Annotated in this window: 11 protein-coding genes and 1 pseudogene; 10 read left to right on the top strand and 2 right to left on the bottom strand. The window is 74.4% G+C overall.

All coding sequences use genetic code 11. The features are described 5' to 3' along the window. The first annotated feature begins 928 nt into the window (after positions 1–928). The 10 genes from AB0K43_RS07405 to AB0K43_RS07360 all read left to right on the top strand — a co-directional run bounded on the left by AB0K43_RS07405 (position 929) and on the right by AB0K43_RS07360 (position 12,503). Positions 929–2,020, top strand: a complete 1,092-nt coding sequence (locus AB0K43_RS07405; RefSeq protein ID WP_363636776.1) for a hypothetical protein — start codon at positions 929–931, stop codon at positions 2,018–2,020. Next, positions 2,017–3,240: an AMP-binding protein gene (locus AB0K43_RS07400; RefSeq protein ID WP_363636774.1), complete on the top strand. Its 1,224-nt coding sequence runs from the start codon at positions 2,017–2,019 to the stop codon at positions 3,238–3,240. The genes AB0K43_RS07405 and AB0K43_RS07400 overlap by 4 nt, the downstream gene beginning before the upstream one ends. Continuing rightward, positions 3,237–4,559 carry an MFS transporter gene (locus tag AB0K43_RS07395; protein ID WP_363636772.1) on the top strand — a complete coding sequence of 441 codons (1,323 nt, stop codon included), beginning with the start codon at positions 3,237–3,239 and terminating at the stop codon, positions 4,557–4,559. The genes AB0K43_RS07400 and AB0K43_RS07395 overlap by 4 nt, the downstream gene beginning before the upstream one ends. Next, positions 4,556–5,479, top strand: a complete 924-nt coding sequence (locus AB0K43_RS07390; RefSeq protein ID WP_363636770.1) for an SDR family NAD(P)-dependent oxidoreductase — start codon at positions 4,556–4,558, stop codon at positions 5,477–5,479. Before AB0K43_RS07395 ends, AB0K43_RS07390 begins: the two co-directional genes overlap by 4 nt. Before the next feature lie 8 nt (positions 5,480–5,487). Next, complete coding sequence (locus AB0K43_RS07385; protein WP_363636768.1) at positions 5,488–6,744, top strand: phenylacetate--CoA ligase family protein; 1,257 nt, start codon at positions 5,488–5,490, stop codon at positions 6,742–6,744. 508 nt (positions 6,745–7,252) lie between these two features. Further along, on the top strand, positions 7,253–9,814 hold the full coding sequence (locus AB0K43_RS07380; RefSeq protein WP_363636766.1) for a nitrate- and nitrite sensing domain-containing protein: 2,562 nt from the start codon (positions 7,253–7,255) through the stop codon (positions 9,812–9,814). Beyond that, a complete protein-coding gene (locus tag AB0K43_RS07375) occupies positions 9,811–10,248 on the top strand; it encodes a roadblock/LC7 domain-containing protein (RefSeq protein WP_363636764.1) in 438 nt (145 codons plus the stop codon). Before AB0K43_RS07380 ends, AB0K43_RS07375 begins: the two co-directional genes overlap by 4 nt. A gap of 56 nt (positions 10,249–10,304) precedes the next feature. Continuing rightward, a complete protein-coding gene (locus AB0K43_RS07370; RefSeq protein WP_363637144.1) occupies positions 10,305–10,664 on the top strand; it encodes a DUF742 domain-containing protein in 360 nt (119 codons plus the stop codon). An 80-nt stretch (positions 10,665–10,744) separates the two neighbouring features. Next, a complete protein-coding gene (locus AB0K43_RS07365) occupies positions 10,745–11,320 on the top strand; it encodes an ATP/GTP-binding protein (protein ID WP_363636762.1) in 576 nt (191 codons plus the stop codon). A gap of 49 nt (positions 11,321–11,369) precedes the next feature. Further along, the gene (locus AB0K43_RS07360) at positions 11,370–12,503 is read left to right on the top strand and encodes an FAD-dependent monooxygenase (RefSeq protein ID WP_363636760.1); all 1,134 of its coding nucleotides are present in this window, start codon (positions 11,370–11,372) and stop codon (positions 12,501–12,503) included. Positions 12,504–12,540: 37 nt separating this feature from the next. Here the strand turns inward: AB0K43_RS07360 and AB0K43_RS07355 are convergent, their stop codons facing one another. Then, a complete protein-coding gene (locus tag AB0K43_RS07355; protein WP_363636758.1) occupies positions 12,541–14,013 on the bottom strand; it encodes an FAD-dependent oxidoreductase in 1,473 nt (490 codons plus the stop codon). A 91-nt stretch (positions 14,014–14,104) separates the two neighbouring features. Then, positions 14,105–14,221: pseudogene (locus tag AB0K43_RS07350) on the bottom strand (electron transfer flavoprotein subunit alpha/FixB family protein); the annotation flags it as partial.

Below are 14,221 nucleotides of genomic sequence, written 5' to 3'. Positions count from 1 at the left end.
CCGGCGCTGAATCGGCCTCCGCCGGGAGGCCGGGGAATTCCGGCGGGCGCGGCGGACCTCGGGCGCGCTGAACGCGGGCGGCGGAGCGGGCCGTTCGCGGTGCCGCGGTGGGGGCGCCCGGTGATTGCCCGTTCCCTCGTGGGCGGCTGCCCGGGAACGGGGATTGTTTCGTCGGGTACACGCCACCTCTCCAGGTCGGCGGCAAGGCGCCCGCCGCACGCCGCCCGGCGCGGTGGCGATCAGCGGCGCCACCTGTGGCTCCGGCCGTCCGGCGAGCGGCGCGGCCGGGCCGTGATCCGCGCTGCCGACCGATCCGCCGGGCCGCCGGGAAGGTCGGGCGGCAGCAGCGATTCCGGGCCGGCGGAACATCGATCCGGTACGCACGGCCATCGCCCGCTCCGCCATTTCGCCGAGCGATCCGACGCTGCGTCAGTGCACGGATCGACGGGTGGGGGCGATCGGTGATTTCCTCCCGGCGAGGCCGCTCCGCGCCGGCGGAACGCCCCGTCGTGCGGGCGGACCGCCCGGGGGGCCGGGGGGCCGATTCGCCACCGTGGAGCGCCATCTGATGAATGGTCACGCGAATTGCCGGAGCATTGACATGACTCGGTGCCGTTGCGAGAGTTGGCCCCGTCCGGAGCGTGCCGGTGCGACACTGCCGGTCGGCCGTCCGGCCACGCACCCGAGCGATGGTGGAGAGCCGAATCCGGATGAGCCCTGACCGCGAACCGACGAGCCGGCCCCGCCCCGGGGCCGGGTGCACCCGTGGCCCGGCCCACCGGTCCGCCACGCTCCGGTTCGCCGACCCGGTTCATCCGTAAGGCGGGTGACCGCCGCGCCGCCCCACCCGGGCGGTTGCCGCGGAGTCTTGCGGCCGGGGCGCCACGCGCGCCGCCCGGCCTTCGACCGCTTCCCTGTGAGGATCACGATGAGCATACCCACGACGCGCGAACCCACCGACCCGACGATCCCCGGCGGCCCGCTGCGCCGGATGTGCTGGATCTTCCCCGATCGGGAGTCGAGTCGGGCGACCGCGATGTGGCAGGACTTCTTCTGGAACCTCTACGCGGAGGTCGCCGAGAGCCTGGGGATGACCTGGACCAGGCACTCGCCCGACGCGGTGACGGTCGACGCCACCGTGCCCGGCCGGCCCCGGGTCTACGTCGACGACCAGCTGGTCACCCCGCAGGACACCCTCTTCGTGACCGCGCTCTACTCGCTGCCGTACCAGTCGATGGACATCTTCAACCAGTACGCGCTGTACGCGGTGCTCGAACAGAGCGGCTTCTACCTGCCCTTCCCGCCGCAGGTCTCGCTCATCGGCAACGACAAGCTTGCCACCATCCTCCACCTGCACGACTCCCCGGTGCCCGCGATCCCGACCATTCGGATCGGCACCGGCCGGGACATCGGCAAGCACCTCTACGAGGTGGCCCTGGAGCACCTGACCTACCCGGCGATCGTCAAGCCGGCCGGCTGGTGCGGTGGCGGCGGGGTCAACCTGGCGCGCAACGCCGAGGAGATCCGCGGCCTGGCCAGCCTGGCCCAGGGCGGCGACACCTCCCTGGTGATCCAGCCCTATCTCGGCGACGGCACGATCGACTACCGGGTCTACGTGGTCGACGGGAAGCCGTACGCCCTGATGAAGCGCACCCCGCTGCCGGGTTCGCCGGTGGCCAACGCCAGCCGGGGCGGGCTGATGGAGTTCCCCCCGGTGCCGGCGGAACTGGCCGCGGCGACCGCCTACTTCGCGGAGAAGTTCCCGATCCCGTTCTTCTGCGTGGACTTCCTCTTCGACGGCGAGCGGTTCTGGTTCTCCGAGCTCGAACCGGACGGCGTGATCGCCCCGGACTACGACGATCCGCAGCGCACGCTCCAGCGGGACGTCACCCGGGCCCGCTTCGTCGCCTACCGGGACGCCCACGCCAAGTGGCTGGCCAACGGCGGCGACGGCCCGGCGGTAGCGCTCGGCCCGAAGGACGCGAAGGACGCGAAGGACGCGAAGGAGGCGACGAGATGACCGGGTTCTCGCTGTCACCGGAGGCGGCCGAGCCGCGGCTGCAGGTCGCCCGGCACTCGCTGGAGCTGCTGCGCACCGTGCCCGCGCTGGCACCGCGCTACGAGGGCCGGCCCGAGCCGCGTACCCTCGACGACCTCGCCGCGCTGGCGCCGCTGGTGAAGGACGACCTCAACGTGGCCCTGGCGCACCTGGAGCCCAAGGCCGAGCAGGGCGCCACCTGGCTGTTCCAGAGCGGCGGCAGCACCGGCGCGCCCAAGGTCGGCTACGCGCCCACCGGCTTCTACATGAGCGGTGTGCACGCGCACTGGCAGCCGCTGGACCGCGCGGACGTCTTCGTCAACGCCTGGGGCGCCGGCCGGATGTGGGGCGCGCACTTCCTGGTCGCCGCACTGGCCGACCTCTCGGAGTGTCAGGTCATCGCGCTCGGCTCGGTCACCAGGGAGGAGTACGCCGACTGGCTGGCGTTCTTCGTCGACCGCAAGGTCACCGCGATCGGCGGGACGCCGAGCGTGCTGCGGATGTGGTTCGCCGAGGCGCGGGCGGCCGGGCTGAGCCTGCCGGCCCTGCGCAAGGTGCTCTGGCTGGGCGAGGCGTGGCAGCCCCAACTGGCCGACGACATGGCGGTGGTCGCCCCGCGGGCGCGCCGCTGGGGCATGTTCGGCAGCACCGAGACCTGGGTGGTCGGGACCAACACCCCCGACTGCCCGGCCGACACCTTCCACCCGCTGCCCGAGCAGCTGGTGCACGTCGGCGAGGACGACCTGCTGGACTTCACCACGCTCGACCCGCGGATGCTGAACCCCGTGCTGCGCTACCGGACCGGTGACGCCGGCCGGTTGGTGGCCTGCCCGTGCGGACGGCCGGGCCGGGCGATGCAGGTGCTGGGCCGCCGGGACAGCGTGGTGCAGGTACGGGGCCTGGGGCTGCACGTGGACCAGGTCATCGCGCGGGTGGAACGGGAGCAGGGGGTCTCCCGGGCCCAGATCCTGATCACCGAGGACCGGGGCCGGGCCACCGGGGTCGACGTCCTGCTGCTGACCGACCAGGGCGCCGCGGTCGACACCGAGCGGCTGCGCAAGGACCTGCTGTCCGCGACCTTCACCCTGAGCACCGCCTTCCAGCACGATCCGGAGTCCGTCCGGGTGCGCCGGGTCGACGCGCTGATCAGCAACGAACGGACCGGCAAGACCGCCGGGTTCGTCGTCCGGGAGGAGTCGTGAAGCCGCGACGGCCCGCCGCGCTGGGGCGCGGGTTCAACCTGTTCTGGGCCGGCCAGACGGTGAGCACGGTCGGCGACCGGGTGACCGTCTTCGTGGTGCCGACCCTGATGATCTTCGTGCTGCACGCGAGCGCGCTCCAGGTGGGCATCGTGGCGATGGCCCAGTACCTGGGCATCCCGCTGCTCGGCCCGGTGGCCGGCGTGCTGGTCGACCGGTGGGACAAGCGCCGGACGATGCTCGTCTGCGACCTGCTCCGGCTGGTGGCGGTGGCGGTCATCCCGCTGGCGTACTGGCAGGGGTGGCTCTCGACGCCGCTGCTGGTCGGCTGCGTGGCGGTGATCAGCGGCGCGACCATCTTCTTCAACGTCGGCTACCTGGTGGCCGTCCCGGCGGTGGTGGAGGAGGAGCACCTCGTCCGCGCCTATGCCCGCCTGGAGGGCAGTGGCTCGGTCTCCGAGGTGGCCGGGCCGTCGATCGCGGCCGGCCTCTACAGCGCGCTCGGGGTGGCAGCCCTGCTGGTGGACGCGGCCAGCTACCTGGTCTCGGCGGTGTGCTTCCGCTTCATGCGCCCCTGGGGCGAGCGGACGGTGGTGGCGGGCACCGTCCGGGAGCGGCTGACGGCGGGCTTCCGGCTGAACTGGGCCGACCCGGTGCTGCGCCGGGTGGTGATCGCGGCGGTGACGCTGAACTCCGGCGGTCCGGTCTTCGTCACCGTGCTGCCGGTCCTCGCCTACCGGGGGCTCGGGCTGTCGGTCGGCGCCTTCGGCACGGCCATGTCGGTCGCGGCGGTGGGCGCCCTGGTCGGCGCCGTGGTCGCCCCGAGGATCAGCCAACGGCTGGGCACCGGACGGACGTTGGCCTGGTCGCTGCTGCTGCACTGCCTGGTCGGTCTCGGTGTGCTCGCCGCGCCCGCGCTGCCGGCCGGGCCGGTGATCGCGGTGACGATGGGCTGCTACGGCTTCTTCATGTCCTGCATCAACGTGTGCAGCGCGCCCACCCGGCAGTCGCGGATGTCGGCGCAGCACCAGGGCGTGATGCACGCCGCGTTCCGGACGGTGACCTGGGGCGTGATCCCGCTGGCCGCGCTGGTCGGCGGGCTGGCCGTCACCGTGCTGACCGGACCGCTGGGCATCCTGGGCGCGGCCCGGGCGGTGATGGCCGGCGGCACGCTGCTCGCCGCCTGCTCGTTCCTGGCCGCGGTGCGGATCCAGCCGCTGCTGGACGCGGCGAAGGCCGAGACGGCGCCGCAGGCCGCTCCGGTGGAGGGCACCGGGCCCGCCGAGGGCACCGAGCCCGCGCTCGCGGACCGTGCGTCATGACGGCGGAACACGGGATCGTGCTGATCACCGGGTGCTCCTCGGGCATCGGGCTGGCCACCGCGGTCGCCGCGGCGCGGGCCGGGTTCACCACGGTGGCGACCATGCGGGAGCCGGGCCGGGCCCGGCCGCTGCGTGAGGCGGCGCAGCGGGCCGGCGTGACGGTGGACGTCCGCCGCCTGGACGTGACCGACCCGGACTCCGTCGCGGCCTGCGTCGGCGGCGTGGAGCGCGATTACGGCCGGCTGGACGCGGTGGTCAACAACGCCGGGATCTCCAACTTCGACCCCACCCTGGAGATGTCGACGACGGCGGCGCTGCGGGCCAACCTGGAGGTGAACTTCTTCGGCGTGATCGAGGTCAGCCGGGCCGCCATGCCGCTGCTGCGGGCCGGCGGGGGCCGTCTGATCACCATCGGCAGCGTGCACGGGGTGGTCGGCCAGCCGTTCAACGAGGCCTACTGCGCGGCCAAGTTCGCCGTGGAGGGCTTCATGGAGAGCCTCGCGCCGGTCGCCGGCGCGCACGGGGTGGCGGTGTCCCTGGTGGTGCCGGGTTTCGTGGCCGACACCTCCTTCGGGGTCTTCCCGGACATCGACCGCGCGAGCGTCCAGGCCGCCTCCGGTCCGTACGCGCCGACCTTCGCCGACTACATCGACTGGGTCGGCGGCCAGGGCTGGGAGACGGCCGGACAGCTGGCGCACGAGGTCGCCGAGGTGGTGGTGCGGACCCTGCGCGCCGAGCGGCCGGCCTTCCGGGTGCCCGCCAACGACTGGGCCGCCGCGTACCTGGCGCACAAGCTCGCCGACCGGGACGGCTCGACCGTGCAGCGGCTCGCCCGTACCTGGATCGGGCGGCCGGAAGCCCCGGACCTCCCAGCAGCCCCCGAGCAGGATTCCCACGCGCCGAAAGCCTCCGAGGAGTAGGAGAAGCAGTGCCCGCGAAATCGCTTCAAGAGCTGGTCGACCACGCCCGGACGCACTCGCCGTTCTACGCCGAGGCGTACCGCGACGTGCCGCGGACGGTCGCGCACCTCACCCAGCTCCCGATCATCGACCAGGCCGCCTTCTGGGCCGCGAACACCTGGCCGGACAACCGCCTGCTGACCGGTCCACTGTCCGACGCCGGCGTCTACAAGACCGGTGGCACCACCGGCGCACCGAAGCTCTCGCCCTGGTCCCGGACGGAGCACGCCGACTCGGTGACGGCGTTCGGCGCCGGCATGGTCCGGGCCGGGCTCAGGCCGGGGCACCGGGTGGCCAACCTGTTCTGCGCCGGCGAGCTGTACGGCGGCTTCCTCTACATCGAGAACGCCCTGCACCACGCCCCGGTGGACAACGTCCGGCTGCCGGTCGGCGGGACCGCCTCCGAGGACTACATCGCCGACCTGATCGGCACCTTCGGCGTGCACGTGCTGGCGGGCGAGCCGATGAAACTCAGCGCGGTGGCCGAACGCCTGGTCCAGCGCGGGGAGGTGGCCGACTCGGTGGAACTGCTGCTGTTCGGCGGCGACCTGCTCTTCGACGACCTGCGGCCGATCCTGTCGCGGGCCTTCCCCAAGGCCGCCGTCTCGTCGGTGGGCTACGCCTCGGTGGACGCCGGACTGGTCGGCAGTCCGGTGCCGGGCGACGACGTCCGGGTGCACGAGGCCTTCCCGAACCGGACGCTGGTGGAGCTCGTCGACGACGTCACCGGCGCGCCGATCACCTCCCCGGGCGTGCCCGGCCGGGTGCTGGTGACCAACCTGTTCCGCACCCTGATGCCGATCATCCGCTACCCGGCCGGCGATCGCGCCGAGTGGGTCGACCCCGAGTGCCGGCGCTTCCGGATCCTCGGCCGGTCGATCGAGGGGGCCCGGGTGGGGACGGTCGCGATGCCGACCGAGGACATCCGGGCCGTGCTCATCGCCGCCGACCCCGGACGGTTCATCGCCGGGATGCAGATGGTGCAGCGCCGCTGGGACGGCCGGGACGGCCTCATCCTGCGGCTGGGCCACACCGAGGAGCCGCCCGCGGACCTGGGCGACCGGTTGATCGAGGCCGTCTACCGGGCCCGCCCGCTGTACCCGGCGGAGGTGGCCTCCGGAGCCGTCCACCACCTGCTCGTCGAGTGGGTGCCGCGCTCCGAGCTGGTCACCAACCCGCGGACCGGCAAGCTCCAGCAGGTGCTGGACGAGCGCCCGCCCGCCTGACCCCCGCCGGCCTTACCCCGGGCGGGCGGGCGCCGGGGCGGGGCCGGAGGTCCGTGCACGGTGAGTGACCGTCAGGTGGCGGGCCGCGCGGGGGAGTAGACCGCCGGCGGCCCGCCCTGGGCGGCCCGGGCGGCCGGGGCGGGCGCCCCGGGCCGGGTCCGGACAGCCGTGTTGATCAGCGAGGACGCTCCGGCCGGCGGCCCCTTCGCGGGGCCCGGGCGGCCGGAGCGGCGGAGTGGGGCGGGGCCGGGCGGGGCATGCGGGTGGAATGTAACGTCGCGTGAACTATCAGCCGAGGTTTCGTGGTTGATATGCGATATGACTAATATCCACCCGTCAATGTTCTTACCAGACACGGTCATCGGCAACGGCGGCCGCCGTCTCCAAGGAGAATGCCCTGCGCGCGCGTGCGTCTCGGCGGATCGCCCCAACGAAGCAGGGGGCGGTGGCCGAGTCGTCGGCTCCCACGGCCTCCCGACGGACCACCCGGACCCGCCGCCGGTCCCGGATGTCCCTGCGGTCCGCACTGCTGATCCTGGCCGTGGTGCCGGGTCTCGCCCTGGCCGCGCTCTGGGCGGCGACCACCGGCGAGACCTTCATCAGCTTCCAGCGGATGGCCGCCCAGGGGCAGCTGGCCCAGCAGGCCGGCCAGCCGTCCAACATCGTGTACTACAACCTCCAGGAGGAGCGCCGGCTCAGCGCCGAGGCGATCGCCAAGCCCGGCAGCGTCGGCGACCAGCTGCGCGATCAGCGCCGCAAGACCGACGAGGCGATCGCCACCTTCGAGAAGCTGTCCGGGGTCACCGCCTCCGACGCGCCCGCCGAGGTGCGCGACGCGGTCCTCCAGGCCCGGCAGGCGATGGGCCGCCTCGACGCCCAGCGGGCCGCCGTGGACGAGGGCGGCTCGGCCGACCGGCAGGCCACGGTCTACCGCTACTACACCGACCTGATCGCGGTCGACCTGCGGCTGTTCACCGCCCTCAGCCATGTCGACGACGGCAAGGTCACCACCATCTCCCAGCCGCTGATCGGGCTGTTCTGGACCAAGGAGATGATCTCCCGCTCGGACGCGCTGCTGGCCCGCGGCTGGCCGGCCGGCAAGCTCTCCGTCCAGGACTACCAGCAGGTCCAGCAAGCCGTGAACGAGCAGCCGTTCCGCTACGGCACCGAGGTGGCGCCCTACCTGTCGCCGGCCGAGACCGCGATGTGGCAGGAGATCGTCAGGAGCCCGGCCTGGCAGGCCAAGACCGAGGTCGAGCAGGCCCTGCTGAAGCCCACCGCGGCCGATCCGGCCGGCACCGTGGCGCTCGCGCCCAACCAGCAGAAGTGGCGCCAGGCCATGGACCAGCTGACCCCCAAGCTGGTCGCCCTGATGGAGTCCAGGACCAGCAGCGTGGTCGACGTCGGCCTCGGCTCGATCACCCACCTGCTGCTGACCGTGGTGCTCACCAGCGTGATCGGCCTGTTCGCGGTCGTCGCGGTGATCGTCACCACCTGGCGGCTGACCCGCTCGATGCGCCGCCGGATCACCGAACTCCAGGAGCGCGCCGAGCAGTTGGAGCGCACCCTGCCGGAGGTGGTGGAGCGCCTCGCCCAGGGCGAGCAGATCGACGCCGCCGCCGAGGCGGCCGCCATCGAGGACGAGCCGCAGGCCGGCACCGGCGACGAGCTCTCCCGGCTGGGCGCGGCGCTCGACCTCGCCCGCTCCAGCGCGATCGCCGCCGCCGTGCGCCAGGCCGACCAGCACCGCGGCTTCGAGAAGCTGCTCCAGCGGATCGCCCGCCGCACCCAGCTGCTGATCGGCCAGCAGCTGCGCAAGCTGGACGAGCTGGAGCGCCGGCACGAGGACCCGGAGGTGCTGGAGGGCCTCTTCGACCTCGACCACCTCACCGCGCGCCTGCGCCGCTACGAGGAGAACCTGGTGATCCTGGCCGGCGGCACCCCGCACCGGCGTTGGCGCAAGCCGGTCCCGCTGCTGGACGTGCTGCGCGCCGCCCAGGGCGAGGTCCAGGACTACACCCGGGTGGTGCTCGACCTCGACGGCAGTCCCTGGCTGTCGGAGCGTGCGGTCGGCCCGGTCGCGCACATCGTGGCCGAGCTGATCGAGAACGCGCTGAGCTTCTCCCCGCCGCCCACCCCGGTGGAGGTCCGGGCCGGCGCCGTCGGCCGCGGCCTGGCGATCGAGGTCGAGGACCGCGGCCTCGGCATGGACGAGGAGCAACTGGCCGCGGCCAACGAGCTGATGAGCCGGCCGCCCCGACTGGACGTGCTCGCGCACACCGAGGACATCCGGCTGGGCTTCCACGTGATCTCCCGGCTGGCCGCCCACCACGGGCTGCGGGTCGAGTTCCGTCCCTCGGCGTTCGGCGGCACCCGGGCGATCCTGCTGCTCCCGGACGCCCTGCTGGTCCCGCCGCCCGGGCTGCGCGCGGTGCCGGACGTCGCGCCCACCGACGCGCTGCCGACCCGCTCCCGCGGCGAGGCGCTGGCCCGGGCCACCGCCCCCGAGCTGCCCCCGGGCCCGCTCGGGCAGGAGCATCGCCGCCCGGTCGCCGAACTCCCGTACGCCGGCGGGCAGGAGTCCCTCCGCCCGGTGCCGGAACTGCCCCACGGCGGACCGCCCTCGTACGGCGAGCCGTTCGCACCCGCGGAGCCCTTCGCGCCGGCCGACCCGTACGCCCCGGCCGACCCGTACGCCCCGGCCGACCCCTTCGCGCCGGGCGACCCCTTCGCGCCGGGCGACCCCTACACCCCGAGCACGCCGCCCCGGTGGCAGCAGCCCGAGCCGCCGGCCCCCGCGCCGCAGAGCGAGCCGCCGCTGCCCCGCCGGGTCCGCCAGGCCAGCCTGGTGGACGAGCTGCGGATCGCCTCGGACGAGCCCAGGACCCGCCCGAGACCGCCCCGTTGGGACGAGAACCCGATGCTCCGACCGGCTCCCCGCCGGGCCGGCGCGGCGATCGGGGCGTTCCAGCGGCGGTCCAGGGCGGCCCGGGAGAACCCGGGAGCGTTCGAGAACCTCGCCGCCCCCGGGCAGGAAACCCCCATCCCTACGACGGAAGACCGGTCATGACGCGCACCACCGCCACCCATCAGGATCTCGACTGGCTGCTCGACGGCCTCGTGGACTCGGTGCCCGGGACCAGAAACGCCGTCCTGCTCTCCGACGACGGCTTGGTGGTCAGCCACTCGCGGAGCATCGAGCGCGCGGACGCGGAGCGGCTGGCCGCCGTCGCCACCGGCCAGCAGAGCCTGGCGCGCGGGGTCGGCCAGCTCTTCGACGGCGGCCCGGTGCACCAGGTCATCGTCGAGCTGGCCGAGCTGTGGCTGTTCGTCATCACCGCCGGCCAGGGCACCCACCTCGCGGTGACCGCCTCCCAGGAGGTCGACGCCGAGCTGATGTCGCTGGCCATGCACAAGCTGGTGCAGCAGGTCGGCCAGAAGCTCAGCACCCCGGTCCGCGGCGAGTTCGACGCCTTCGGGGCCCGCGGCGGGGGGCTGGGGTGACCCCGCCGCCGCACTGGTACGAGGAGTCGCAGGCCGAGGACGACGCGGCGGACTCGATGGTCCGCCCGTACACCGTGACCCGGGGCCGCACAGCCCCGGAGCGGGACGACTTCAGCCTGATCACGGTGCTGACCACGGCCCGGGACCAGAGCGGCGAACACCCGGCGGCGGCCCGGCCGGGCGTGCGCGGGCTCCAGCCGGAGCACCGGGTGGTGCTGGAGCGCTGCCGGCGCTCCGCCGCCCTGGCCGAGGTCGCCGCCGAACTGCGGCTGCCGGTCTCGCTGGCCAAGATCCTGGTGGCCGACCTGGTCGCCCAGGGGCTGCTGCTGGCCCGGGCCCCGCTCGCGGTCGCCGTCGGCGGCCGGGCCGACCTCGGACTGCTCACCGCCGTGCGCGAGGGCCTGAGACGGCTCTGACCCGCGTCCACCTCCCCGCCCGCCCCACCGACCGGCCGCCGGCCCCACCGCGCGACCGGCCGAGACACCCTGTGAGTGAGATGACAGACAGCCAGGCGGCCCAGGCCGCCGTGAAGATCCTGATCGCGGGCGGCTTCGGGGTGGGCAAGACCACCATGGTCGGCGCGGTCAGCGAGGTCGCCCCGCTGCGCACCGAGGAGTACCTGACCCGGGCCAGCGAGGGCGTCGACGACCTGGCGGGGATCGACCGCAAGGACACCACCACGGTGGCCCTGGACTTCGGCCGGATCACCGTCAGCCCCGAGCTGGTGGTCTACCTGTTCGGCACCCCGGGCCAGGAGCGGTTCTGGTTCATGTGGAACGACCTGGTCAACGGCGCCCTCGGCGGGGTGGTGATCGCCGACACCCGGCGGCTGGAGAGCAGCTTCGCCTCGATCGACTTCTTCGAGAGCCGGGGCATCCCGTTCGTGGTCGCGATCAACTGCTTCCACGGCCGCAACACCCGCAGCGCGCAGGAGATCCGGGCCGCCCTGGACCTGGACCCGCACATCCCGCTGCTGGTCGGCGACGTCCGCGAGCGGACCTTCGGCCGGGACGCGCTGCTCGCGCTGGTCGACCACCTGATGGCCCTGCCCGACCCGGCCCCGGTCGGCTGACCGCTGTTCCCGTCCTCGCCCGGCCCTCGACCTCCACGGAGACACTGACATGGCAACCCCCCTGCGCGTCCTGATCCACGGTGGCGGCATCGGCGGCCTCACGCTGGCCACCGCCCTCGCCCGGCGCGGCCACCTGGTCCGCGTCGCCGAGCTGCGCGGCGAGCTGGACGCCCTCGGCGTCGGCATCATCCAGCCCTCCAACGCGCTGCACGTGATGCGCGAGATCGGCGTGCTCGACGACTGCCTGGCGGCCGGGTTCGCCTGGGACACCCTGACCATCTGCGACCCGGTGGGCAACACCCTCGCCAAGATCCCGCAGCCCCGGATGGCGGAGGCGCCCGCCAGCCTCGGCATCCCGCGCCCGGCCCTGGCCGCCGTGCTCGGCGCGGCCGCCACCGCGGCCGGCGCCGAGCTCACCTTCGGCACCACCATCACCGAACTGGCCGACGACGGCGCGGGGGTGGACGTCACGCTCGCCGACGGCAGCACCGGCCGCTGGGACCTGGTGGTCGGCTTCGACGGGATCGGTTCCCCGCTGCGCAGGCGGCTGTACGGCGAGCGCTACGCCCCCGAGTACACCGGCTTCGCCAACTGGCGGGTCACCGTGCCCCGGCAGCCCGAGGTGCAGGGCGTGCTGATGAGCACCGGCGACCGCACCGCCAAGGCCCTGCTCACCCCGATCACGGACGAACTGATGTACCTGGGCGCGGTCTTCGCCGAGGCCGAGGACTTCCGGCCGGACCCGGAGCGCGCGCACCGGCAGCTGGCCGAGCGGCTCGCCGCCTTCGCCGGCCCGGTCGCCGAGGCGCTCACCGAGGTCACCGACCCCGCCGCGGTGGTGTACTCGCGGATCTCCCAGGTCACCGTCGAGGAGCCCTGGCACGTGGGCCGGGTGGTGCTGGCCGGTGACGCCGCGCACGCCTCCACCCCGCACCTGGCCCAGGGCGCGGCGATGGCCGTCGAGGACGCCCTGGTGCTGGCCCGGTCGCTGGAGGAGGAGGCCGACCTCCCTGCCGCGCTCGCCGCCTGGCAGGCCCGGCGGCGCCCGCGCGCGATGTGGGTGCAGAACCTCTCCCGGGCCGTGCTCAAGCAGGAGACCGGCACCCCGACCACGCCCGAGGAGGACGAGCTGCTGAAGATCGGCATCCCCGGCGCGGCGCACGTCCTGGTCCGGCCCTACTGACCTCCGCCCCGGGCCGCGGGCCCGCTGCCGCCGTCCCTCACCGGCCGCCGGCAGCGGGCCCGTGGCCGTGGGCGCCGTCGAGCGCGGCCCAGCCGGAGAGTTTCACCCGGGCGCCGCGCCCGAGTTCGGCCGCGAGCGCCTGCTCGCGCCGGTCGATGGCCAGCCAGTCCGCGTAGCTCACCGGCCGCACGCCGCGCTCCGCGAGCAGCTCGGTCAGCCGCGGCCTCGCCCCGGCCCCGCGCGGCGCCGCCGCACCGTCCGGCGCCGGATCGGCGAGCAGGGCGCGGACCGTCTGCGCCGCGTCGGACTTGTTGGAGCCGATCACACCGGTGGGCCCCCGCTTGAGCCAGCCGACCACGTACTCGCCCGGCCGCGCCCGGCCGTCGGGGCCGAGCACCCGCCCCTCGTCGTTGGGCACCACCGCCCGGCGCTCGTCGAAGGGCACGCCGGGCAGCGGGGCGCTGCGGTAGCCGACCGAGCGGAGCACCAGCTGCACCGGAAGGGTGCGGTACCGGCCGGTGCCGACCAGCCGGCCCGAGGCGTCCAGCCCGGTCCGCTCCAGGCGCAGGGCGCGCACCCGGTCGGTGCCCAGGATCTCCACCGGCTGTTGCCAGAAGCCGACCGTCACCCGGCGCGGACGGCCCTCGGGCACGCGGTCGGCCCACTGCGCGAGCACGGCGAGGTTGTCCCGGACCCGGCGGTCCTCCCGGGCCAGCCGGGTGCTCTCCCCGGTCGGGTCGAAGGCGTCGAGGTCGAGGTCGGCGCGGTCCACCACGACCTCGCCGGCCGGCAGCGCGCCGAGCGCGCGCAGTTCCCTGGTGGTGAACCTGGCCTGGGCGGGCCCGCGGCGTCCGACGAGGTGGATCCGCCGGACCCGGCTGGCGGCCAGCGCGGCGAGCACCGGCTCGGGCACGTCGGTGGCCCGGAAGTCGACGGCCGGCCTGGCGAGCACCCGGGCCACGTCGAGCGCCACGTTGCCGGTGCCGATCACCGCGACCGACTCGACGCCCAGGTCGAACCCGGCGGGGCCGGCGTCGGGGTGCCCGCAGTACCAGCGGACGAACTCGGCGGCCGCGGCGCTGCCCGGCAGCTCCTCGCCGGGGATCCGCAACCGTCGGTCCCCGGGCGCGCCGGTGGCGTAGACCACGGCGTCGTAGCAGGTCAGCAGGTGTTCGCGGGTCAGGTCCCGGCCGAAGCACAGGCCGCCGAGGAACCGCACCCGCGGGTCTTCGAGCACCCGGCGCAGGTAGTCGGCGATCGACCTGATCGAGGGATGGTCGGGGGCCACGCCGTAGCGCACCAGCCCGTAGGGGGTCGGCAGCCGCTCCAGGACGTCCACCTCGACCTCGCCCCGGCCCGCCGCCCCGGCCTGCTTCACCAGGGCCTCCGCCGTGTAGAGGCCGGCCGGGCCCGAGCCGACCACGGCGACCCGCAGGCCGGTCGGGGCAGCCGCCGACGGCCCCCGCACCGCTGCTGACCCCCCGGCGGCCGTACCCGGCGGTGGCACCATGCCTCCATGGTCCCACCGCGGGGCCGGGAGGCACGAAGACCCCGTCCGGGCTCGAGCGCCGGTGGACGGGGTCTTCGCAGGGTGGCGGCCGTCAGCCCTTGCGGGCCTTGGTGTCGCCGGTGAGCTGGGGGAGGACGGTGAAGAGGTCTCCGACGATGCCGTAGTCGACGAGTTCGAAGATGGGGGCTTCGGGGTCCTTGTTGACGGC

This window comes from Kitasatospora sp. NPDC049258 (genome assembly GCF_040678895.1).
In the GTDB taxonomy this organism is placed as follows: domain Bacteria; phylum Actinomycetota; class Actinomycetes; order Streptomycetales; family Streptomycetaceae; genus Kitasatospora.
This window is presented reverse-complemented; position numbering and strand designations above follow the sequence as displayed.